Annotated in this window: 17 protein-coding genes; 10 read left to right on the top strand and 7 right to left on the bottom strand. The window is 64.3% G+C overall.

Going from position 1 to position 24,112, the window contains the following annotated elements:
• The first annotated feature begins 27 nt into the window (after positions 1–27).
• A complete protein-coding gene (locus tag BW971_RS00835; RefSeq protein ID WP_234974150.1) occupies positions 28–816 on the top strand; it encodes a hypothetical protein in 789 nt (262 codons plus the stop codon).
• A gap of 10 nt (positions 817–826) precedes the next feature.
• Here the strand turns inward: BW971_RS00835 and BW971_RS00830 are convergent, their stop codons facing one another.
• Positions 827–2,095, bottom strand: a complete 1,269-nt coding sequence (locus BW971_RS00830) for a GGDEF domain-containing protein (protein ID WP_159441812.1) — start codon at positions 2,093–2,095, stop codon at positions 827–829.
• A 377-nt stretch (positions 2,096–2,472) separates the two neighbouring features.
• On the opposite strand from BW971_RS00830, the gene BW971_RS00825 reads away from it, so the two are divergent.
• The 3 genes from BW971_RS00825 to BW971_RS00815 all read left to right on the top strand — a co-directional run bounded on the left by BW971_RS00825 (position 2,473) and on the right by BW971_RS00815 (position 8,873).
• Complete coding sequence (locus tag BW971_RS00825) at positions 2,473–5,949, top strand: (Fe-S)-binding protein (protein WP_076475667.1); 3,477 nt, start codon at positions 2,473–2,475, stop codon at positions 5,947–5,949.
• A gap of 182 nt (positions 5,950–6,131) precedes the next feature.
• On the top strand, positions 6,132–7,565 hold the full coding sequence (locus BW971_RS00820; protein WP_234974149.1) for a sugar transferase: 1,434 nt from the start codon (positions 6,132–6,134) through the stop codon (positions 7,563–7,565).
• Between the two features lie 54 nt (positions 7,566–7,619).
• On the top strand, positions 7,620–8,873 hold the full coding sequence (locus BW971_RS00815; protein ID WP_076475665.1) for a pyridoxal phosphate-dependent aminotransferase: 1,254 nt from the start codon (positions 7,620–7,622) through the stop codon (positions 8,871–8,873).
• Between the two features lie 9 nt (positions 8,874–8,882).
• Here BW971_RS00815 and BW971_RS00810 read toward each other — a convergent pair whose 3' ends face one another.
• The 5 genes from BW971_RS00810 to BW971_RS00790 are packed head-to-tail and all read right to left on the bottom strand — an operon-like array spanning position 8,883 to position 14,063.
• Entirely contained in the window at positions 8,883–9,296 is a 414-nt protein-coding gene (locus BW971_RS00810; RefSeq protein ID WP_234974146.1) for a holo-ACP synthase, read from the bottom strand.
• Positions 9,293–10,405, bottom strand: a complete 1,113-nt coding sequence (locus BW971_RS00805) for a glycosyltransferase (protein ID WP_076475663.1) — start codon at positions 10,403–10,405, stop codon at positions 9,293–9,295. Before BW971_RS00805 ends, BW971_RS00810 begins: the two co-directional genes overlap by 4 nt.
• Positions 10,402–12,843, bottom strand: a complete 2,442-nt coding sequence (locus BW971_RS00800) for a glycoside hydrolase family 2 protein (protein ID WP_076475661.1) — start codon at positions 12,841–12,843, stop codon at positions 10,402–10,404. Before BW971_RS00800 ends, BW971_RS00805 begins: the two co-directional genes overlap by 4 nt.
• A 6-nt stretch (positions 12,844–12,849) precedes the next feature.
• The gene (locus BW971_RS00795) at positions 12,850–13,827 is read right to left on the bottom strand and encodes a DUF1839 family protein (protein WP_076475659.1); all 978 of its coding nucleotides are present in this window, start codon (positions 13,825–13,827) and stop codon (positions 12,850–12,852) included.
• Complete coding sequence (locus tag BW971_RS00790) at positions 13,824–14,063, bottom strand: acyl carrier protein (protein WP_076475657.1); 240 nt, start codon at positions 14,061–14,063, stop codon at positions 13,824–13,826. The genes BW971_RS00795 and BW971_RS00790 overlap by 4 nt, the downstream gene beginning before the upstream one ends.
• A gap of 239 nt (positions 14,064–14,302) precedes the next feature.
• Here BW971_RS00790 and BW971_RS00785 point away from each other — a divergent pair, with 239 nt between their 5' ends.
• Both BW971_RS00785 and BW971_RS00780 read left to right on the top strand, forming a co-directional pair.
• A complete protein-coding gene (locus BW971_RS00785; protein WP_076475655.1) occupies positions 14,303–15,466 on the top strand; it encodes an acyl-CoA dehydrogenase family protein in 1,164 nt (387 codons plus the stop codon).
• A 41-nt stretch (positions 15,467–15,507) separates the two neighbouring features.
• Positions 15,508–16,470, top strand: a complete 963-nt coding sequence (locus BW971_RS00780) for an amino acid--[acyl-carrier-protein] ligase (protein WP_076475653.1) — start codon at positions 15,508–15,510, stop codon at positions 16,468–16,470.
• Positions 16,471–16,528: 58 nt separating this feature from the next.
• On the opposite strand, the gene BW971_RS00775 is transcribed toward BW971_RS00780, so the two are convergent.
• On the bottom strand, positions 16,529–17,914 hold the full coding sequence (locus BW971_RS00775) for an alpha/beta hydrolase (RefSeq protein WP_159441811.1): 1,386 nt from the start codon (positions 17,912–17,914) through the stop codon (positions 16,529–16,531).
• Positions 17,915–19,259: 1,345 nt separating this feature from the next.
• Between BW971_RS00775 and BW971_RS00770 the strand changes: the two genes are divergently transcribed.
• From BW971_RS00770 to BW971_RS00755, 4 genes are read left to right on the top strand one after another with little or no spacing between them, the layout of a single operon-like run.
• Complete coding sequence (locus BW971_RS00770) at positions 19,260–20,498, top strand: hypothetical protein (RefSeq protein WP_143690142.1); 1,239 nt, start codon at positions 19,260–19,262, stop codon at positions 20,496–20,498.
• A complete protein-coding gene (locus tag BW971_RS00765) occupies positions 20,495–21,370 on the top strand; it encodes a glycosyltransferase family 2 protein (RefSeq protein ID WP_076475648.1) in 876 nt (291 codons plus the stop codon). Before BW971_RS00770 ends, BW971_RS00765 begins: the two co-directional genes overlap by 4 nt.
• A complete protein-coding gene (locus BW971_RS00760) occupies positions 21,367–22,695 on the top strand; it encodes an MATE family efflux transporter (protein ID WP_076475646.1) in 1,329 nt (442 codons plus the stop codon). The genes BW971_RS00765 and BW971_RS00760 overlap by 4 nt, the downstream gene beginning before the upstream one ends.
• The gene (locus tag BW971_RS00755; RefSeq protein WP_234974143.1) at positions 22,688–24,082 is read left to right on the top strand and encodes an O-antigen polymerase; all 1,395 of its coding nucleotides are present in this window, start codon (positions 22,688–22,690) and stop codon (positions 24,080–24,082) included. Before BW971_RS00760 ends, BW971_RS00755 begins: the two co-directional genes overlap by 8 nt.
• Positions 24,083–24,112: the final 30 nt, after the last annotated feature.

Below are 24,112 nucleotides of genomic sequence, written 5' to 3'. Positions count from 1 at the left end.
CCCTTTCATGACAATGAGGCACCACGAATGGACCTGGCACTCGACACCCGCCCCTCGGCCGTTGATCGCATCGTCATCGACACGTCGGACCTGCGGCCTGCAGCCGGCCAGATCGACATCCCGTCAACGGGTCTCACGGTCCGCGACGATCGCAGCGGGACGACGGTGTTCGCCGGTACTCCCCTGTCGACCCCCGATGTGTGGTTGCGCTACATCGACGGTGCCCGGCGGTCCTACGCCGCGCACGGCATCTCGGGTGCTCTCGACTTCGACGCGGTGGTCGGCGGGGAGGAGACGTCCATGTTCTTCGCCGTCATCACCGATGACGACGAGGTGGTCGGCGGGGTGCGGGTCCAGGGCCCTTACCGCTCCATCTCCGAATCGCACGCCTTGATCGAGTGGGACGGCACACCCGGTCTGGTCCGGCTGAGCGAGGAGCTCTCAACGCGTCTCGGCGACGGGCTGGCGGAGTTGAAGACCGCGTTCGTCAACCCGCATCCGGCGGCGGGCCACATCGCCGCTCAGATCGCCCGGGTACCGCTGTTCGTCCAGACGTTGGCGGGTTGCCGATACACGATGGCCACCGCTGCCGACCACGTGCTGAGCCGCTGGGAGTCGGGCGGTGGCCGGGTGAACAGCGACGTGCCCCCCACGCCCTATCCCGACGACCGGTACCGCACACAGGTCATGTTCTGGGATCGGCTGACCATGGCCCAGCAGGCGCGACCGGACATGTGGGCGTTGATGCAGCGTCAGTGCTCAGAGCTGATGGCAAGTGCGACCATCCTGGGCGACAACGCCCTAGTGGCCGCCTGAGAGTGAGCCGTCAACCGGCGTTGCGGTGTTGTTCCACCTCGGCCGGCGGGACGATCCTCTTGGCGAAGAGGTCGATCAGTCCCACGCTGCGTTCCATCTTGCTGATGCCGCCACCCCGATCGGAATTCCGTCGATCGGGAACCCAGTTCAGTGGTTCCGCGCCGGTGATCCGCACCCGGTCTCGTCCGTCTCGCTTGGCTCGGTAGACCTGTTGGTCGGCGAGATGCATCAACAGGTCGATGCGGGTGTCGGTGTTCGACGGGCCGTGCGGCATACGGGTGATCCGCGCGCACACCCCGCCGACGCTGATCGTCACCAACGACTCCGCGGCCACCATCTTGCGGACGTGTTCGGCCCAGGCGAGGAGGTCGGATTCGTCGCTGACCGTGAACGCGATCAAGAACTCCTCGCCGCCGAAACGGCAGCACAGCGCCCCCGGCGGCGCAGAACGGATCAGTACCTGGACGGCGTCGCGCAAGACGATGTCGCCGGCGGTGTGACCGAGTTGGTCGTTCACGGACTTGAAGTGGTCGATGTCGATCAGCAGGAGACCCATCGACTGGGGGCTCGCGGACAACGTGTCGAACAGTCGCTCGACACGGCTGTACAGTCCACGCCGGTTCAGCAGTCCGGTGAGCGGATCGGTTTCTCCGAGTCGCTCCTGACGGGCCAGCGCGATCTCCAACGACAACCGCAACGCCACCACCATGAACACCGGGACCGTCACCGCGGTGACCGCCGCACCGACGTTGATCGTGGCGGACACCCAGTTGTGCACGTTACGCAGTGATCCCACGACCGACAGCACCATCGCCGACGTGGTGAACAGGACCACCGTTCGCATCGACGACGCCATCGCGGCGATCGCGGGGATGGCGGCGACCATCGCGATGATGCCCCGACTCACCACCGGGTCGGCGAGCAGAAAGGCCGACACGGCGATCCCGACCATGCCGCCGAAGCCCAGGATGCTGAACTCCCGGTCGCTCAGCCGTCCGCGCCGGTAGGTGTAGGTCATCGTCACCGCGGTGAACACCCAGACGACCGTCATCCCGATCAGACCGCCCGGACGGGCTGCCGACGGCTGGAACAGCAGGAGAACGGGAAGCGGGAGCGCGCCACCGGTGCACAACATCACCGAGGCGGATCGCGCATCGAAGCGGCCCCAAATATTCCGCGCCATCCCCATCCACTTCTTCTCCAGCGTGGCCCCACCCTCAGCGAGCGCGGCTCTCTGATGTGGTTTCGCGACGAGTGGCCCAGACCGCCAGAGCTTCATCCACATCAAGCGTCACGCACAGGGATGACCAGGATCATATCTCGAATTCAGGGGAACCTTGGTGTCGATCGCGACAATTCCGGGGTCGCGCGACGATGCCGACGCACACCCGCGGCCGACCTCGGACACCGGCCCACCTGGACAAATGGCGTGAATGGTGCGAAACCGGCGATGCCAATGGCTGCAGTTGACGCAGATCACATCAGGTGTGGCTTAGGGCAGCCTTGGCGGCAGCGTGGGTCATCCACCCATTACCGTTGCTCCCAGGACACTCCTAGCCATCAGCGCTGCGACTCGACGCGGTTGCACTCCCAGCCGCATCCGCGCTCGCGTGGCCGCGACCACCCTCGGTCGCCAGAGAGAAAGGCCGGGACGCCGTGAACGCCGCGACGATCACCATCGGCACCATCGCAGCCGCCCTCAGCATCGTGTGCTGGGCCTTCTTCCTCCAAGGAGTCTGGCACACCGTCCGCCAGATCTTCCTGGGACAGAGATCGGACAACCGGTTCACCCCGGTCATCCCGCGTACCGCGACACTGTTCAAAGAAGTTGCCCTGCACACCCGGATGAACCGGTTCCGCACCGTCGGATGGGCGCACTGGCTGGTGATGGTCGGGTTCCTGCTGGGCTCGATACTGTGGTTCGAGGCCTACGGCCAGACCTTCGACCCGGAATTCCACTGGCCGGTGATCGGTGCCTGGAAGATCTACCTGTTCGCCGACGAGGTCCTCGGTCTGGGCACGGTCATCGGCATCACCGCGCTGATCACCATCCGGCAGCTGAACCACCCGCGTCGCGCCGAGCGGCTGTCCCGTTTCGGTGGTTCCCGCTTCAAGGCGGCCTACTTCGTCGAGGCCGTGGTCCTGCTCGAGGGCCTGGGCATGATCTTCGTGAAGACGTTCAAGATCGCCGCCGGTGTGGAGGACCCGCCCATCTGGACCTCGTTCTTCACCCATTACTTCGCGATCATCTTCGAGGGCATCCCCTCGTGGGTGGTCTGCATCGCGGCGGTGGTGAAACTGATGTCGGGCATGGTGTGGCTGGCCGTGGTCGGCCGCAACATCACCTGGGGCGTCGCCTGGCACCGGTTCTCGGCCTTCTTCAACATCTATCTCAAGCGGATGCCCGACGGCGCGGTCGCGCTGGGCGCGGCTCGACCGATGATGTCGGCGGGCAAGGTCATCGATATGGAGGACGCCGACCCCGACGTCGACACCTTCGGGGCGGGCAAGATCGAGGACTTCACCTGGAAGGGCTGGCTGGACTTCGCCACCTGCACCGAATGCGGTCGCTGCCAGAGTCAGTGCCCGGCGTGGAATACCGGCAAGCCGCTCACCCCGAAGATGCTCATCACCTCGCTACGTGATCACGCCGACGCCAAGGCCCCGTATCTGTTGGCCGGCGGTCGCAAGGACATGGCGGGCGACGAGGTCGGGTTGGTCGACGCCGAGGGCAACGTGCAACAGGACAAGCTCGACGCGATACCCGCGGCCGCCCGCGCCGAGGCGGAGCGTCCGCTGGTCGGGGCCAGTGAGGGAACCTCGGGCGGGGGTGTCATCGATCCCGACGTCTTGTGGAGTTGCACCACCTGCGGTGCGTGCGTGGAGCAGTGCCCGGTGGACATCGAGCACGTCGACCACATCATCGACATGCGCCGCTACCAGGTGCTCATCGAATCCGACTTCCCCACCGAGCTCGCGGGTCTGTTCAAGAACCTGGAGAACAAGGGCAACCCCTGGGGCCAGAACTCCAAGGATCGCACCAACTGGATCGACGAGGTCGACATCGAGATCCCGGTGTTCGGGGAGGACGTCGACACCTTCGCCGGATTCGAGTACCTGTTCTGGGTCGGGTGCGCGGGCGCCTACGAGGACCGCGCCAAGCGCACCACCAAGGCCGTCGCCGAGCTACTCGACATCGCAGCGGTCGACTTCCTCGTCCTCGGTCAGGGCGAGACCTGCACCGGCGACTCGGCACGCCGCGCGGGTAACGAGTTCCTCTTCCAGATGCTGGCGCAACAGAACATCGAGACCTTCGACGAACTGTTCGCCACCGCACCGCAGCAGCGCAAGAAGATCGTGGTCACCTGCGCGCACTGCCTCAACGCCTTGCGCAACGAGTACCCGCAGCTCGGTGCCGACTACGAGGTGGTGCACCACACACAGCTGTTGAACCGGCTGGTGCGAGAGAAGCGACTGATCCCGGTCGCGCCGCTGAACGAGGGTGTGACCTACCACGACCCCTGCTACCTGGGTCGACACAACAAGGTCTACGAACCTCCACGTGACCTGATGGACGCATCCGGTTCACAGCTCACCGAGATGCCGCGGCACAACACGCGGTCGATGTGCTGCGGCGCGGGCGGTGCCCGTATGTGGATGGAGGAATCCATCGGCAAGCGCATCAACCTCGACCGGGTGGACGAGGCGCTGTCCACGTTGGAGACGGCCGCCAAACCCGAGGGTGAGACGCAGAAGATCGCGACGGGTTGCCCGTTCTGTCGGGTGATGCTGACCGACGGGGTCACCGCACGGACCAGCGGTACCGAGAAGGAGGGCACCGTCGAGGTCGTCGACGTCGCCCAGCTGTTGCTCGAATCGGTCAAACGTGGTGCCCCCGAGGTGACACGCAGCGGTCGGTTCCTGGGCGCGGCCTCGCTGGCCGCCACCGGTGGTGCCGCGGCAGCGGCCGGGGCGGCCACCGTGACCGAGGACAAGAAGGACGCCAAGGACGCAGGAACCGAGGGCGGCAAGGACGCGGCGAAGCAGGATGCGGCCGCATCAAGCGACACCGCGACCAAGGCGCCGGCCAAGAAGGCCACCGGCACCGGTTTCGGGATGGGTGGCGGCAAGAAGCCCGCCTCCAAGCCGGGCGCCGACGAGAAGGCCACCGACAAGGACGCGCCGGCGAAGCCGGCCAAACCCGCAGCCTCGGGCTTCGGCATGGGTGCCGCTAAGAAGCCCAGCGGCCCGTCGGGAACGGGCGGCGACTCCGCTGACACGCCCGCCAAGCCCGCAACCAAGGGTTTCGGGATGGGTGCCGGTAAGAAGCCCAGCGGACCGACCACGGCGGACGACAGCACGGCCGCGGAGACGGATGAGAAGCCGGCGGCACCGGCGGCACCCAAGGCCAAGGGCTTTGGCATCGGTGCGGGTAAGAAGCCCAGCGGACCGACAAGCAGCGGTGGCTCGGCAACGGCGGACTCGTCCGACGAGGCGTCGCCCGCACCGACAGCCAAGGCCAAGGGTTTCGGGATGGGTGCGGGCAAGAAGCCCAGCGGACCGTCGTCCACCTCCCCAGCTGAGGACACCGCGACGACCGAGGACCGACCGCGACCCGAGGCGGCCACCGATGACGGCACCGGCGAGAGCGCAGCGGCGCCGGCGGCGCCCAAGGCCAAGGGCTTCGGCATCGGCGCGGGCAAGAAGCCGAGCACGGCGGCGGGTGCCGCCGCGGGAGCCGGGGCCGCGGCAGCGACGAGCAGTGCTCCGGAACCCGAGACGGCCACCACCGAGCCCGCCTCGCAGAACGGCGCCACCGGCGAGGCAACGCGCCCGGACGAGACGCCCAGCCCCCAGCCCGCCAAGCCCAAGGGCTTCGGGATGGCCGCAGGAAAGAAGCCCAGCACCGCCAACGGACGCGCTGCGGCCCCGTCACAGCCCGCAGAGCCGGCGAGCACTCCTTGCGACGCGAACGGGTCCGAACCCGTCGTCGATACATCATCGGACGGCGGGCACGCGGACACCGACGGCACCGATACGCCGAAGCCAGACACCGGTGAGCCCGCCGGCGACTCGGCTCCGCGCGGTTTCGGAATTGCGGCCGGAAAGAAAAAGCCCGGATCGTCCCGATAGAACCCGTAACGCTCTCGTCTACTCGTACGACTAGTGAGGTGACGCGGCGCTGAGATAATCGTCATATGGCGACACCCGATGCTCCCGCGTCCATTTAACATGAGTTGCGCTACCCGCCGCGAACACCGGCAACAGCTCGTGGTTTCGCATTCGTTCGAGGGTCGATAACAGGGGGAACGAAGGTGGGGATTCGCCAATCCCGGACGTCGCTGATATCGCGACGCGACGTCCGCGGACAGACCAAGAGTCCGGAGTCGGTGGTGGCCGCGGCCAGTGTGACCGGAGGTCCGGCCAAGACCAGGCACCGCACCGACGGTTGGCTGATGGCGCTCGACTTCGTGGCCGTCACGCTGGTTCTGGTCGTCGGGACCACACAATGGCTGCCGCCGCTGGAAGCAGCGGTCTTCGTGGTGGTGTTGCAGATCAGCGGCATCTACCGCCGCAAACTGACCCTGTCGTCACTGAACGACCTGCCCCGGCTCATCGGCAGCGTGATCATCGCCACCTGGATCGTGGTCTTGATCTTCGACCAATCCACCCCCATGTTGCGGGCGTTCCTCGAGGCCCTGGCAACGTCGGTGCTGCTCTTCGTCATCCGCGCCCTCTACTACGCGCTGCAGCGTCGCCGTCGTCGGCTCAACGTGCGAGCGCGCTCCCGCACCGCGATCGTCGGTGGCGGCAAGGTCGCGGCCAAGTTGTTGGAGTCCATCGCCGAGTACCCCGAACTCGGGCTCGAGCCGGTGGTGGTCTACGAGCACGAACCCCTCGACGTGATGACGGATTACAACATCCCCATCGAACGTCGCAACCGACCGCTCCGCGAGACCGTCATCGAGCACGAGGTGCAGACCCTCCTCGTCGCGTTCAGCTACACGCGGGACTCCGATTTCGTGTCACCGCTGCGAGAATGCGATGAGCTCGACTGCGAGATCTTCCTGGTGCCACGGCTCTTCGAGTTCGTGCACCTCTCTGGCGAGATGGATCGGGTGCACACCGTGCCGTTGATCCGGGTACGGCGTGACGCCCTGCGTACCTGGCAGTGGCGCCTCAAGCGGATCTTCGACCTGACCATGGCCCTCACCGCGATGATCGTGTTCAGCCCGCTGCTGGTGGGCACCGCGCTGGCGGTGAAGCTGAGCGATCGTTCGGCGCCCATCATCTTCAAGCAGATCAGGATCGGCCGGAAGGACCAGCCGTTCGAGCTGTACAAGTTCCGCAGCATGAAGCCGGTACCCGCGACCACCTCCGATGTCGACTGGAACCCGAATCGTGACGACCGCCTGGGTCCTGTGGGGCGCTTCATCCGCAAGGTGTCCCTCGACGAGTTGCCGCAGTTGTGGAACGTCGTCCGCGGCGACATGTCCATCGTCGGCCCGCGACCCGAACGTCCACACTTCGTCGAGCAGTTCGGCCAGTCGGTCCGCTCGTACTCCGATCGCCACCGGGTGGGCGTGGGCCTGACCGGCTGGGCGGCCATCCACGGGCTGCGCGGCGACACCAGCATCGACGACCGCGCGATGTACGACAACTTCTACATCGAGAACTGGAGCGTCTGGCTCGACATCAAGATCATCATCCTGACCGTGGGTGCGCTGCTCCGCGGTACCGGCAGTTGATGATGGGCGACGCCGACGGTAAAACGTCTTGCCCGCCCCTGTCATGATGAGATCGTGAGCAGACCCCACCTACCGCACCTGAACTCCTCACTGAAGCCGTTGGAGCAGTCGCAGAAACTGCAGAACGTCTGTTACGAGATCAGGGGGCCGGTCCACGAGCACGCAGCGCGGCTGGAGGCCGACGGACACCGGATCCTCAAGCTCAACATCGGCAACCCGGCGGTGTTCGGGTTCGAGGCGCCGGACGTGATCATGCGCGACATGATCAGGGCGCTGCCCTATTCGCAGGGGTACTCCGAGTCGGCGGGTGTGCTGTCGGCGCGACGTGCGGTGGTGACCCGCTACGAGCTGCTACCCGACTTCCCGTTCTTCGACGTCGACGACGTACTCCTGGGTAACGGTGTGTCGGAGCTGATCACCATGACCATGCAGGCACTGCTCAACGACGGCGACGAGGTGCTGATCCCCGCGCCCGATTACCCGTTGTGGACGGCGATGACCACCCTGTCCGGCGGCACTCCGGTGCATTACCGGTGCGACGAGACCAACGGCTGGAACCCCGACATCGAGGACATCGCGTCCAAGATCACCAGTCGGACCAAGGCTCTGCTGGTCATCAACCCCAACAACCCGACCGGGGCCGTGTACTCACGTGAGGTGCTACAGTCGATCGTCGACCTGGCCCGCGAGCACTCTCTGCTGCTGCTGGCCGACGAGATCTACGACAAGATCCTCTACGACGATGCCGAACACGTCAACATCGCGTCGCTCGCACCGGATCTGTTGTGCCTCACCTTCAACGGCCTGTCCAAGGCCTACCGCGTCGCCGGTTACCGGGCCGGTTGGGTGGTGATCACCGGTCCGAAGGACCATGCCACCGGCTTCATCGAGGGCATGGGTCTGCTGGCGTCCACCCGGTTGTGCTCCAATGTCCCTGCCCAACACGCGATCCAGGTCGCGCTGGGCGGATATCAGAGCATCGACGCGTTGACCGAACCCGGTGGACGGTTGTACGAGCAGCGCGACGTCGCCTGGGAGAAGCTCAACGAGATCCCCGGCGTGACCTGCGTGAAGCCGCAGGGGGCGCTCTACGCCTTCCCACGCCTGGACCCCGAGGTCCACGAGATCCACAACGACGAGTTGTTCGTCCAGGATCTGCTGATCCAGGAGAAGATCCTGGTGGTCCAGGGCACCGGCTTCAACTGGCCCGAGACCGATCACTTCCGCGTGGTCACCCTGCCCTGGACACGGGATCTGGCCGACGCGATCGAGCGGATCGGGAACTTCCTGTCGTCCTACCGGCAATAGAGCGCCGGCTCACCGGACGTCGGTGACCGTGGCGGCGATCATCGCCATCGCATGACAGCTCGTGTGCGACAACGACACCTGCGGATCCGACCACCCTTGTTCGGCGGCCAGCGCGGCCATGGAGCCGTGTAGGCGGATCTGCGGCGGGCCGCCGGCTCCGACCACCTCGATCTCCACCAACGGGGTGGGGTCGTCCGCGACGGCCAAGGCCTTGATCACCGCCTCCTTGGCGGCGAAACGCGCGGCGAGGCGCTCGATCCGCGCGTCCCCGTCCACCGCGGCGATCTCACCGTCGGTGAACACCCGTCGCAGGAAGCGCTCGCCGAAGTCGTCCAACGAGGCCCGGATGTCGTCCAGTGCGACGAGATCGCACCCGATGACCGTTCTCGTGCCGGTCAGGTGATCGGCAACGGGGTCGCTCACCCGGTCACCGAGTCGACCACCTCGCGCATCGCGCGACGGAAGTTGGCCTGGGAGAACGTGGCGGCGTGGTCGGCGATACGCCGGGGGTCGTAATCGGTGTCGGCGAAGCCGCGCATCGCCGCGGCCAGCCGCTCCACCACCGCGTCGTCACTGCCGTTGTCCACCAGTTCGCCGGACAATCCGGGTACCACGGTGTCCAGCGACCCGCCCTCGCCCACGGCGATGACGGGGGTTCCGCAGGCCATGGCCTCCACCGGGACGATACCGAAGTCCTCGACACCGGGCATGATCAGAGCGCGCGCGGTGCGCTGCGCCTCCAGCATGGTCGCGTCGCTGACCCGGCCGAGGAACTCGGTCTCGGGACCGGCGAGTCCTTCGCAGAGTTCCTGCAGCCGACCAGAACCCGCGACCTTCAGCTTCACCCCGGCCAACCGGGCCGCCCGTACCGCGAGGTCGGGACGTTTGTAGGGCACCAGACGACCTGCGAGCAGGAAGTGGTCACCGCGACGCGTTCCCGGGTCGAGCACGAACCGCTCGGTGTTCACCGGCGGGTGTACCACCACCGATTCCCGTCCCCACCACCGCCGGATGCGCTCGGCGACCTCGGTGCTGTTGGCGACAACCTTCGTGATCCGATGCGCCGCATCGGATTCGGTCTTGCGGGCGACGGCGGCGAGACCGGCGAGTGCCGTCTTGCCCGCGGCACCCGAGGCCTCGCCCGCGCGCATGGCCGGATCCCATGCCCAGCGGGCGGGCGAGTGCACGTAGGCGACGGTCGGGATGTCCCCCGCGGCGTGCACCGCCGACAACGCGAAGGCGTGATGACTGATGATCACCGCGTCGACGTCACCGAAGTCCCGGCGCCGCAGCACGGTCGGGACCATCGGCAACAGCGGGGCGTAGGAGCGACGACCGATCATCCGGTGCAGCCGGTCGAGACCTGTCACCTCCACCCGCCCCTTGAGCACGTCCACCACGGCCGCATCGTCGGCGATCGGGACATACAGTCGCGCGTCGGGCCATTCGATGGCCAACTGCTCCACGACGTGCTCCGACCCGGCGATCTCGGTCAATCGTTCGTGGACGAGGGCGACACGGGATGCGTTCACCTGTCCACCTCGATCGGGACGACCGCGGTCCGGTCAGGGGTGTCGACACAACCGCTCGGCCCCTGATCGGCGACCTGCGACGTCAGCGGCGTCAGCCGCACCCGGTACGGCAACCCCGCAGCGAGATGAAACACCGAATCCTCCGCTTCCCACCCGGTGCACCGGATCTCTACCCAGCGCACTGCTACATCCGACCTGATCTCGAGCTCCCACGCCGACTCGTCGAGTCGGGTGGCCACAGCCGTCATCGGAGATGGTGTCGGCGCCCATGGTCGTTCATCCACCACCAGCACATCTCGCGCCACGATGTGTTCTGCGACACGTAGTCCCACCTCGACCGCGGTTGCGACCTGCGGACCGAATCGGTACGCGTCGGACAGGTCGCGGAACACCCCCGTCACCTCCGCGTCCACCATGGTGACCGAACCACGCGCCGCAACGGTGACCGGCCGCGATCCCTCGATCACCGTGGCACCGCCATCACCGGTGGCCACGAGGTCGATCGCGCCCACCAGATCCCGATCGGTGTCATTGTGCACGTCGATCCGGATCCCGGCCATGCCGACGTCGGTCAGCAGCACCGTCACCGGGCGCCAGACCCGGGTCAGCATCGCCACCGGCAGCTTGGGGGAGCCGTCCACGTCCAGCAACCCCCACCCGGCGCCGGGCGCCAGGTCGCCCACGGTCAGGACCAGAGCGCCGCCGCAGGTCGGGTCGGCGCGCCAGTGGACGTAGCAGCGGAACATCGTCTCGGCCACCGTGACCCGTCCCAGCTGCAGGTACCGTTCCGGGTCCCTGCTGCGGAGGGCCATCGGATCGATGCCGAAGAGTTCGGCGACGTAATGGTCTCTCGTGTCCTCGAAATCCCAGGCGGAACCGCGGTCCCTGGGAACACCCGCCTTCCACACGGGGAGGTGCCCCGCGGCGGCTGCCGAGCCGAAATACTTTTCCACCGCGTCCGGCGACGGGGGGATGGCGAAGGCCAGGGACTCGGCGGCAAATCGGACCCCGGCACTGCGGACGTCGGCCAGTGGCCGTCGATATCCTCCGACACCGAACCAATGGCTGACACCGGTGTCGGCGCGCAACGGAAATCGTCCACTCCCGGGCGGGGCACTCGGCGACGATTCGACGTACGGGATCCCGCGTTCCTCGGCCACGGACCGGAAGCCCTGCTCCAGCAGCGGCATCCGATACGCCTCCCCCGCCAACCCCAGCATCACCGGTTGCTGGATGGTCTCGCTGCCCCCACTCACCACCGCGATGGCGGGGTTCCCCGACACCGCGTCCAGCACGGTCCGCAGTTCGCGGATCATCACATCGGACAGATCGTCGGGGGGATCGAAGGTGGCCAGCATCGCGTCCTGCCACACCAGCAGCCCGAGTTCGGCACAGACCGTCCAGAACTCGGGTTGTTCGTAGACAAGTCCTCCGGGGATGCGGACCATGGTGGCGCCCGCTTGTGCCAGCGCGGTCAGACGTCGACGGATGTTCTCCTCGTCGGTGTACAAACCGGCAGGGTCGGCAGGGGTCCATACCGCGCCGCGACAGAAAATGGGAACACCGTTGACCATCAGACGGAAGCCGTCATCGGCGACATCGGCGGCGAGGGTACGGAACCCAATGGTGCGCTCGACCGTCTCGACATCACCGGATACGACGGCGCGGTAGCGGTGCTGCTCGCCATAACCGTTGGGCCACCAGAGCCTCGGCTCGGGCACCGAGACCGCGACAGTGAAACCGCCATCCGCGCGCGACTGGGTGTCACCGCTGCCGACCTGCTCACCGGTGACGGCGTCGATGATGGCGACAGTCAACCTGAGACCGTCCGCCGCGGCCCCGTCACCTGAGTGACAGACCCCGTCGACGTCGACCAGTCCGGTGTCGGGCTGCGCGCGTACGCGGAGGTCGTCGACCGCCGGCAACGGGTGAATGCTCACCGCCCGCCACACTCCCACGGGCGCCGGGTTGCCTCCGTACACGGGCGCCCTGCCCAGCAGAGTCGTCCGCGCCCACCGCAGCCCCTGCGTCGCGACCAACGACGACCGCCACCGACCACGCGGGCGCCGCTTCTTCGCCCACGCGGTGAGCGAGTGGAAGCAGATGGTCAGGCGATGGGTCCCCGCGGGGACAACCACTGTGACCGGCAGGAACATCGACTCCACGGTCGCCGCCACCTGATCGTCCACGAACACCGTCGCCGGGAAGGTGAGGCCGTCGAAGCGAATGGTCGTGGTCGTGTCCGCGTCGACGGTTGCCTGCAACCACCAGTCGAGGTCGTCTGTCGCACCGTCCGGACACAGTGTCCGCCAGCTGTCGACGGTGGACACCAACCCGGGGCTGTCGACCGGCAGGTTGGCGACCTGCCGCGCATCGGTCAGTTCCGATGGTCTCGCGAGCGTCCCGGGTTCACAGGCCGTGAGACAAAGATCCTTCACCTCGACTCATGCCACCGCGGCGATCACGATGTCGATCGCACGGTCCCAGGACTTGACCATGGCCTCGGTGGTGGAGTCCACGTCCACGGTGCGACCACGTGCGGCCCGCGCCATCTTGAACTGCACCGCTTTCGCATCGGCGGCGAAGTCGAGGAACGGCTGACGCGCTTCCGCGGCCCCGGTCACGCCCGCATCGTCGAGCCAGCTGACCAGGTCGGCGGCGAGTTCCGCGGTGGAGCCGCACTGCCGCAGCGTCGCGAACGCCCAGCGGTGGAAAGTCTCCATACCGGCGCCTGGCAACCAGATGGTGGCCTCACGCACCGACTCGGCCAGTCGTTCGACAGGGTTCGCGGCCGGCCGGCGAGCGAGATGCCCCCGCACTGCATCGACCACCAACTCAGGCCGGGCCCGCTCCGGGAACCACCGGATCTGCTCGACATACGGCGGGAGCACTTCCGCGGGCGGGTTGTTCAGGCCGAAGATCCCGACGAAGTCATCACCCTCCAAGCGGTACATCCCCGAGTTGTGCAGGTAGGTCATCGTCTGGGCGTCAGAATCCACCCGCAACGGCACGATCGTCGTCTTGACGTGCCCGGACCGGTAGTCGGTGCCTGCGGTGTCGGGTAGCCACCAACTGTCCACCTCGACCGTGTGCAGCATGTTGCGCGCGGGGCCGCTTTGCACGGTCTCCAGCACCGGCCGCCACAGGGCGTCCTCTGCGACCTCGAGGCCGTACAGCACCCGCAGATCAGCAGGATCCGGCTTGATGAAGGTCCACTGCTGCCCGTCGTGGTCAGCGGCGAGAGCGCCGGCGAAGGACGGGACCGGGTCGAGGCCCAGCAGATTCAGCGTCTCGATCCACACGTCGACGTAACAGTTCGTCTCACGCCAGATCCGGTTGTCGTCCGTATGGCTGACGTGGGCGGTGTACTCGGCGATGTCCACCAGCCTTCGTTCCACCGCGTTCGCCCCAGCGGTGGTCATTCCTCGGCCAATCTCCCGACGACCGACTCCAGGTTGGACACCGAGGAAAAGGTCGACTTCTTCAGATCCTCGTCAGGGAACTCGATGTCGAATTCGTCCTCCAAAGCCAACATGACATTGACGCTGGCATGTGAGGTCAAACCCAACTCGTAGAGATCGGCACCAGCGTCGACGACTGTCGGATCCACCGCCATCTTCCCGTGTGCCGCAAGAACTTTCCTGATCCGGTCCTGCATGTCTTATCCCCCTGCCGACGGTCCGATCGAGGCCCCGACGGACTCGATCCACTAAACATTCACGAACTTCCCAATCCGCGTCGTCAGGTACGTCGCCAATGTCGGGTCAATCCGTTACAGAGCGCACCACGCACTCGTAAAACAGGGTGCCGTGCGATACGGTTTGACGGTACCGCAATATCGCACGGGTAATCCAATGCTGTGGGGAAACACGCGTGCCCGTCCACCGGGGGGAATCGGTGACCACCACCTCTACGCATGTGCCCAGTTCTGTGAATGTTCCGGACCCGACCGCCACAGTGGCCGCTGCCGGTTCAGCCGCCGACGAGGTCGATCGGGAAGCTCGCTTTCCGCGTGAAGCGGTGGAGGCAATGCGGGCTGACGGTCTCTTGTCTTGCTCGCTACCTGCCGAACTCGGCGGTCGTGGCACCTCCATCACCGACCTGGCCGCGATCGCGCGCAAGCTGGGCGCGGCCTGCAGTTCCAGCGCGATGGTCTACGCGATGCATCACACGCAGGCCCTCAGCCTGCGTTTCCACGCGACGCAGGGACCGATCGCCGAGCTGACCAGGACCATCGCCGCGGACGAATCATTGTTGGCCTCGGCGACCACCGAGATCACCACCGGTGGCGACGTGCGGAACTCCAGTTGCGCGGTGGTTCCCGACGGCGACCGGATCACACTGGACAAGAACGCACCGGTCATCTCTTACGGGGAATACGCCGACTACATCTTCGCTACTGCCCGCCGCAACGCCGACAGCCCATCGACAGACCAGGTACTGGTGGCCTGCCCACGCGACGACACAGAACTGCGGAAGACGGGGACGTGGGACGTCCTCGGTTTTCGCGGGACCTGCAGTCCGGGGTTCCTCCTACACACCGACACCACTGCCGCCAATGTGCTTCCGGTCGATTACGCCACCATCTCGGCACACACCATGCTGCCCGCGTCGCACACCCTCTGGGCATCGGTGTGGTTGGGGATCGCCGACGCGGCCATGGCCAAGGCACGCGCCCAGGTCCGTTCCGCCGCACGCAAGAACGCAGGTTCAGGCCCTCCCCCGCAGGCGGTCAAGTTCGCCGATCTCACTGTCATCCACCAGCGTTTCGCTTCGTCGGTGAACCAGGCGATTCGTCGATACGAGGAGTTTCTCGCCAGCGGTGAACCGGACCCCACCGTCGGTTTCACTCTGGCGATGAACAACCTGAAGCTGGATGCGTCCACCACGGTCGTCGATGTGGTGGTCGGTGCACTGCAGCTCTGCGGGATCAGTGGTTATCGCGAGGATCACCCCGCGTCGATGGGTCGGTTGCTGCGCGACTCGTTCGGACCACAGCTGATGGTGTCGAATGATCGGATTCGAGCCAACAACTCGCAGCTCGTGCTCGCTTACCGCTGACCGCGATACGCCGATTCGCCGACACTCTCAGGGGGATTCACATGACCACATCGACCGATGCCACCGATCGAGCGGTAATCAGCGAACTCGACGCCGCACGCCGCGATTTCCGTGATGAGTTGCTCTCCGCGGGATTGTTGTTCGCGACCGGCGTCGAGGGTTTGTACGGCCGGGGGGCAGATTTCGAGCGCGTCATCGATTCAATCGATGCACGTGTATTGAGCGAGGGACGCGCGGCCCATGGAACTGCGCCGAAGACGCTGCGATTTCCGCCGGTGTTCCCACGTGAATCCTTCGAGAAGACCGACTACATAGCGTCTTTCCCCAACCTGACCGGAGCGATCCGGACTTTCGACGGGGGCAACAAGGAACACCGCGCCCTTCTCGCCGACCGTGAGGCCGGACGTGACTGGGATAGTCATCTGGAGTCTGCGGGCACCATGTTGGTCTCGGCGGCATGCCACCCCAGCTATTCGACGTTGACCGGCACCTTGCCGGAGGGCGGTGAGCTGCTCGACATCTACGGATACTGCTTCCGGCACGAGCCCGCCATCGACCCCGCACGCATGCAGGCCTTCCGCATGCACGAGTACGTGCGGGTCGGCGATCCGCAATCAGCCGTCGAACACCGGGAGTCGTGGATCCCCCGCGGTCTGCAGGTGTTGGAGGACCTCGGTCTCGATGCCACGCCGGTGATCGCCAACGACCCGTTCTTCGGTCGCGCGGGCAAGATGCTCGCCGCCAATCAGCGCGACGAGAACCTCAAAACCGAACTGGTGGTTCGCCTCTACGGCGACCTCGACGACGGTACTGCTGTCGTGTCCTGCAACTGTCATCAGGATCACTTCGGTGAGACCTTCGACATTCGTACCGCCGACGGCGAGGTCGCACATAGCGCGTGTGTTGGATTCGGGATGGAACGTATTGCCTTGGCGATGTTCCGAACCCACGGGATCGACATCACCAGGTGGCCTGAACACGTTCGTTCGGAACTGGTGGCTTGACGTCACGCCGCGTCCAGTGGGCACTCAATGACACGTGTCCCGCTCGTCGTGGGGTCCCCTAACGAGCCGACATGGAATTCACGCGTAGTGGTTCGGGTGCTATTCCATCTTTGCTTACCCAATCAAGAGTGGTCTGACGTATCGCAGTAAGCACCGTCTGGTGGTAAGCGGCATGATCGCCGGTCGGAAGAGCGGTCATGTGCGGCGGCTGTCGAGTAGATGCCAACCTTCCGAGGCCCCGTTCACCGTGATTGTCATCAAAGAGTTTGGTGTCGCTCGGGCACAACACGATCTCCACCGCGGATCCCTGTCGGGAGAGCGGTGCAACCAAGACTTCAGGCACTTGGGCCACCCCTCTCACTCCGAGTTGACGCCAGATCGAGTAAGGAAGCATCCGCTGCACCGCGTGACGGAGCCTTGCTCGACGTGTCAATTCCCAGTCGACGGGATCGACGTCGGATGGCATCGTCTGGGCGCGCAGCGCCTTTTTCACCCGCCACGACCACATTATCGAGCTGACGAGTACGACCAGGTCAGCGACGATGACTCGCCCTGCCTGAGCGGCATACCACGCTCCAGAGCACACACCGACGAACGCCAGGTTCGACGACAAGCCCCGGGCATACCTCGCCGCATCCACCGCGTCTGCAATGCCCGGGTCCGAGTACATGAACACCGGTTCATTTCGAATCGGCACACCGCTTTCACCGGCGCCCCTGCGATCCCATCGCAGTGCTTGGCCGCCGTTCAATGCGACTTCGCGACCCAGCTCCACCCACTCACGGTTGGGCCCGTGGTGTCCATTGTTGGCGTTCGTGTAGAAGACGACCGTGCGCGGTTGGGCCCGCCGCCCGTCATGAGACCTGATCGCAAACAGACCCTTCGGCGCTATGGTCTCGATGGTTTCGACGATCGACTCGCCCGTCGACGTAACCGGTATCCGGGTTTCAGTCGTCACCCGAGGTGACATCGCTTCACGTGGAGCCTGAAGCTGCTTGTCGAACCACGCGAACGCAACATCGATGGATGCCAGCGATATCGGCACCAGGACACGCGCAGGCTGGGCGCACTCAACCAGCCCTTCGACCTCCACATTCGTCGTGGTCTTCGACGCGATGAGGCCGCGGACCTGCTTGTCGGAGCCTTCGACACGTGTGATGGCAAGTATCGGACGGTCTTCGGCTCCGCGCAAGCGGAGCGCACCTAGGTCCGCCGCCGCCCGTTCTGAGAGTCGCGCCCCGAGGATCGACACCACTCCGGCAGGAGTGTCGTCCTCGCCTGCGGCCAACCTGAAGATCGTGGTCTGCTCCCGGAGGAACAAACGTCCCGATCCGACCGGGTCCCAATAGACGAAACGCGTCACCGCATCGAGTCTGTCCATCATCGAATCGACGATGAGACATCCTGCGCGAATTGCAAGTATCGATATTTCCGAGATGTCCATCGACGACAGATAATCTATGGCACAAGTCACACTCTCTTGCCATCGCGATAGCGAGTTATCGCTGAGCTGAGGCAACGCAGAGTCCCCGGTTCCGAGGTAATCGAAGCGGAACAATGCAATACCGGCTTTCGCAAGGTCGTTTCCGAGCAGTCGCATCGCCCTGCAAACATCCGCGCCGTCCTTTCCGACCGATCCACACACGAGTACCGCACCTCGGACTAGTCGGTCCTTCGGTATGTGCAGGACGCCGAAGAGTGGGCCCTCATCTGGCCCGAAGAAGGTCGGCAGTTCCTCTATCAGCGGCATATCACATCTCCACAAGCTCTACGCAAAGACCTAGACGATTGCACGTGCAGCGCCTCACGACCGAACAGCAACACGCTGGTCAACGCCACATACTGTGCCTGGCCGTCACGCTTCGCGCGCCGGGCCTCACCGCACTGGAGCCAATCGAAGCACAGTCACACACGGTCGCCCCACCTCTCATCGCCAACGTACCTGCCATGAAAGTCTACGATATTTTACCCACGCATTCCGACGAAACTCTGCACCCACATCGACCTGGACGGATTACGATCCTGAACTTCGTCTGGCCTACTCGACACGGCGGATTCTGCCGTCCGCGTTCCTAGCGATGCTGAGGGTGTCGTCGGTGCGGATGACACCATGCGAGTTCAAGCCTTCATCTCACCGCCAACGCGTTCAAATTCGTCTAGGCGGTACTGCTGGAGCCGCGGCGGTTCGCCGATCCGGTCCGGCTACTTCGGCCGTCGACGCGGTCGCATTTGTCCGATGCATGTTCACGCGATCGACATTCTTATCGACATACGCATCAGAAAGCTGACTATGCGGCCTGAAAACACACCGATCAGGCGAAGCTTCTGTGGACCTCTCGTCCACACCACCGTTATCCATGACCACGCCTGTGAGCCCTCGGAGCGGATGGACCAGTCGTCGATTCACAGGTGGTCCAGTTGGGGTCGAACGCCTCACCCACGGCGCGCCCAAATCCCACCGCCGCACCCTGAATAGCGGGAACTGTGACCCACTTCCCTCTGGACCGGGCCCCGCTACTGCGCCGGATCTGTCAGGCTCTCCGATGAATGTGACTACCACTCCACTCACTGGCATAGTGAGTGGAGACAACTTCCAGCGTATGGGGATATGGATGCGACAACATAAGAGCGTCATATCGCGAGTGATGCTAGCCGCACTGTGGCCGCTCGCGGTACTCGGCATTATCGTCGGGGCCGCCATCGGAGCCGTGGCGGGGGGCACAAATTCCGGCGGGGGGAATGCCACTGCGATTATCCGAATTTCTCCGCCTGTCGATCCCAGTCAGATCATGACGAATTCGACCACGTCCAGCGATCTCGAGCAGAGCTACATCGCGGGCGAGGTCGCCTATATGTCTGGCAGCGGTTTCCACGACGAAGTGAGCAAACGGCTTCCCGCCGGCGAGTCCGCGGACGTGACCGCAGTCCAGAACGCGCAGTCCTCGGCCATAACACTCACCACGACAGCGAATAGCGAGAGCAACGCACTGACATCCGCTCAGGTTGCGATCCAGACGTACACCGCCCATGTCCAGCAGCTCACCGAGCAAAGAGGACGTGACGCGATGGCCGCACTCGACAGCGAAATCGCCACGTTACAACAGCAACCCGGCCAGTCGGCCCGAATCGACCAACTGACGCAGCAGCGCATAGCAATCGACGTGCAGACTCAGCGGGCACCCGATGTTCAGCTGGTCCAGCAACCGACCGCCACGGGCAGTGAGGCCGGTAATTCCGGCCTCACGATCATCGCAGGAGCGGTGATCGGCGGGATTCTCGGTCTGTTGATCTCGCTCGCCTACCGCCGCAGAGCTGACGTCTCCGGCGGCAAGGGTGTATTGGTGGACGAATACGGCGAAGTGCTCTCACCGATTGTCGACTTACATAGCGTTCATGCAGACGTGGACTCGGCAGCGGGCGTGGGGCGCGAACTGCTGGCGCAGTTGAACGGCTCCGGCGACAGACGAATCGTGGTCGCAGGCGCGAGCACAGAATCCGGGGCTTCACTCATCTCGGCTCTGCTGTCCGGGGCAGGTGAGGGTGGTGGTCGCGCGGCGCGACTCGTGAAGCCCTCAGAAAGCGATCACTCACCAACGCCGGGATCATCGGGCAGTCTCGAGATCATTGACGGGACGACGATCAGACAGTCGCCATCACTTGCCGGCTTGATTTCGGAAAGCGATGTCGTCGTCGTGGTCGTCCGGTTGGGCTACGACTCGCGCACGGATATCGACGTTCTCATGCGGTTGGCTCGCAGGGCGACCAAAGACGCTGTCATTGTCTGCACCCGAGCGCCCATATGGCGATCAATCGGCTCGTTCGCGACTCCTGCGGACGTGAGCCCAGCTACTGCCGCAGTCGCGAGCCCACCTGGCGGTGGCCACCACGTTCAGACTTCTGGGCGCTCTCGCCACGAAGTGCAGTCACAGACCAAGCCATCGCGTGTTGGTGCTTCAGACGGCACCGACGATTACGGTGATTCAGGTAGCCGAGAAGTACTCGACAAACCGGGGCGACAGGCTAGATGACAAGTCGACCGAGTCAGTCAACCGCCGCGCTCGCCCTCGTATGCAGCACCATCGGTCGACCTGACGACCTAACACGGCTTGTCGAGTCTGTCCGAGACTCACAGGGCTTCGACGACGTGGAGTTCGTCCTGGTGGACCAGAGTTCGGATAAACGTAGTTCGGCGGTGCTCGACAATGCTGCAATGGGCGGGAAGTCTCGGTCCACAGTCAGCGGCAGGGGGCTCTCAGTCGGGCGCAATGTCGGAATGGGTCTAGTCACAGCCCCGATCGTTGGGTTCCCGGACGACAATTGCTGGTATCCGCCGGAAACACTGAGCAAGGTAGTTGAACTATTGGCCAGCCGACCCGATTTGGCCGGTGTGTCGGGTGTCCAGCTAACCCCTGACGGCAAACCTTCGATGTTGCGGTGGTTGGAGAAACCAACGTTCATCACCAGGCGGAACTTCGTTCGCACCTCAGTCAGCAGCACCTTGTTCCTTCGCGTAAACGCGCTTCCCTCCTCGGCACCGTTCGACGAGGGCGTGGGCGCCGGAGCGCCGGGCTGGCGTGGAGCCGGGGAGGAATCCGATCTCGTTCTGAGAATGTTGGCAGCCGGTCATCGGATTTTCTACGATCCCTCGATCGTCATCCTGCAAGACGACGATCGAGACGACGCGACCGAAGATCTTGTCAGCAAGAAACTGAAGTACGGCGTAGGTATGGGCTATCTGTGGCGACGCCACCACTTGCCGGTGGCGCATCTGATGTACCACGCGCTGAGGAAAATGGTAGGGATCGTGATACGTGCCGCTCGGGGTGACGTCATCGTCGCACGGTCTGACTTGGCGTATCTGCGGGGTGAGGTCGCGGGTTGGCTTGGGAGGGAGCCATGACGGTGGATGAGGCGAAAGCCAATCGCGAATTGCGATCAAGTTTCTCGTGGCGAACCATCGCAGCGGCAGTCGGAATGGTGGCGACTTTCCTGCTGACTGTCGTCGTTGTCCGCACTCTGGACGCACGCGACGCATCGGCGTTCTTTGCGGTCCTTGCCGCTCTGTCGATCGGACCGCTGATCGGCAGGCTCGGACTCGGCCCGAACGTCATCAGGCTAATTCCCGCAGAGCCTGATCACGAGTCCCGCCGGCGCGCTGCCGGCACACATCTGTTTGCCACCTTTCTCCTCAGTTCCGCGAGCGCGCCCGTCGTCGCGCTGTGCGCCACAGCCGGACTAATTGGTCACGGAGACTTCGTCATCGTTCTGATCCTCACGACAGTCGTCATCGTCGTGGAGAGCGTGCGGTTGATGCTCAGCGACATATTCGCGGCGTACGGTCGTGTCGGCGCATCCGTCGGGACGATGCACTACATTCGCAGCGCGATCGTCTTACCGGTGATCGGGCTCCTTGCCGTCACCCTTGAACGCCCCACGCTCGCACTGCTGCTGTCCGCATACGCAATTGTCGCGACCGTACAGTTGCTCGTAGCACTCTGGATCGCACGTCAAGATGTTGGTTATACCAAGATCTTTGGTGTTTCGACTCTGAAGACCGCCATATACAGCGGAACTCGACTGTTCAGCCTCGAATTGTCCGCATTCCTCATGATGTCGGGAACCATCTGGTTGGCGTCAGCGGCCTTCAGCCCGGTGACCGCAACGCATTACTCGGCAGCGGCGACAATTGCGTCCCAGGTGACGATCTTGGAGAGTCTAACGGCGTTGGCTGTCACGCCCCCCGCCGCACGGCTGTGGGCGGCAGGCAAGAAGACAGAGGTTGTTCGCACTCTGTCCAATGCGGCCACGTTGAACACTCTGGTGACGATCGTCGTTGTGATAGTCATGGCGGCCTTCAGCGGTTTCTTTCTCCAGATCGCTTACGGCCAGGGCATGAAGTCGGCGGCGCTACTGCTCGTGATACTTGCAATCAGCGGAATATTCCAAGCCGCGCTCAACGTCAACATTGCCATCCTCATCATCAGTAACCATCTACGCGAGGTGAGCCGAACAGCGACGCTCGTCTTGATCGCTTTTGTTCCGTGCGCACTGGCTGCGGCGTACTTTGGCGGCCCCGTGGCACTCGCGATCACGTCGTCCGCCGGCGTAGCCGCCCTGTCCGTCGCCGAAGCACTGACCGCCAAGCACTCTCTGCCGAGGGCCCCCCACGCACACTTGGGAGTCGCCCGCGCGGTCAGAGAATTGACTGCGAGTACACATGGCTGAGCTAGAAGACCGCGACACCTTAACGCGGAAGTCCGTATCCGACCGCGAGCAGTCGGTTAGCGATGCAAAGCGTTCGATCCCCCTTCGCGTTTGGTGGCTGTCACCCGTCTCGGTGTCGATAGTCGTCGCATTCGCAGCCATCATCCCCACCGTCTTTGTGGACGATCAGCGTTTCCGCACATTATGGCGGAGTCCGAAGTCCATCGGCACCCACACCTTCCTTCTTTTTGGTACTGGTGCACTCACCCTTGCTCTCGGGGCTTTGATCGCCATCTCGTTGACTGCGTCGAAGCAGAGCCATCGACGTTGGCCGTCGTTGACGTGCGAGTCACATGAATTATTGCGGCGTGCCAGTATCGTACTCACCGGCCTCACCGTGTTCGGTTATCTGGGATTCGGCGTTTTGATCGCCCGCGCAGGCATCACGCCCGCTGAGTTGACAACCGGATCCCCGGCATACGGACCCGGAGCACCTATCCGTGACACGGTAGGGACTATTCCGGGAGTGACCACGTGTACACAGTTCGGAATTGCGGCGGTGGTCGTTTCGACCACACTTCTCGTGCAGAGGTTCTCACGCGGTGAACTCATACGATTGCTCGTGGTGCTCGGTCTCGCAGTTCCCAGGGCGTACATCTTCTCAGAACGCTTGGCGATCCTGGAGCTGGTCGTGCCGACGGGTGCAATCTTGTGTGCAGGTTTCGCCAGTCGCTCGCGGAGTGGCCGCGCAGCCGTCCAGTTCGTCCCGGCCTTCGCGGTGCCGCTGGTAGCGGCTGTTTTCGCCGGCTTCGAGTATTTTCGCTCCTGGAAGTACTTCAAGACAACGACCACCGAAGGTTTCGGTCAGTTCGCGCTGGATCGGCTAGCCGGCTATTACGCCACATCGTTGAACAACGGGGATCTGATCCTCAAGCATGTCGACTGGCCCGGTCGTCTCCCATTCGACACGTTAGCCGCGTTTTGGACGGCTCCCGGAGTCCAACAGGTAGGACTTTATGAACTTCTGGGTCACCACGACGTCCCGTATAGCGAAAAAGGGGAAACTGCGTCCGCTTTTACGACCGCGTTGGCGCAGTTTGGCAATCCAGAGTTCAACAACCCGAGCGGCTACGTCGGCCCGTTCATCGACTACGGTATCTACGGTGGATTAATCTACTTCCTTGTCGCAGGATTGCTCATCGGTTACCTGTACCGGTCGTTTTGTAATGGATCGCCATTCGGGTTGATGCTGTATCCGGTCTTTTTCATCGGATTGGTCGAACTCCCTCGGTACATGCACTGGGCTCAAGGACGAACGACGTACGCGTGGCTGGCGTTGTTGATCATTGCCCTGCTCTTGCATCGCCAAACAAGTAGATCCCGTCTGCGAACCCACGCCCGAACCTGATCAAGAGCCTCGTGTGTCCGGGGCGACTTC

The organism is Williamsia sterculiae, assembly GCF_900156495.1.
GTDB classification, from domain to species: domain Bacteria; phylum Actinomycetota; class Actinomycetes; order Mycobacteriales; family Mycobacteriaceae; genus Williamsia_B; species Williamsia_B sterculiae.
The sequence above is the reverse complement of the archived record's forward strand: the minus strand, read 5'-3'. Positions and strand labels throughout refer to the sequence as shown.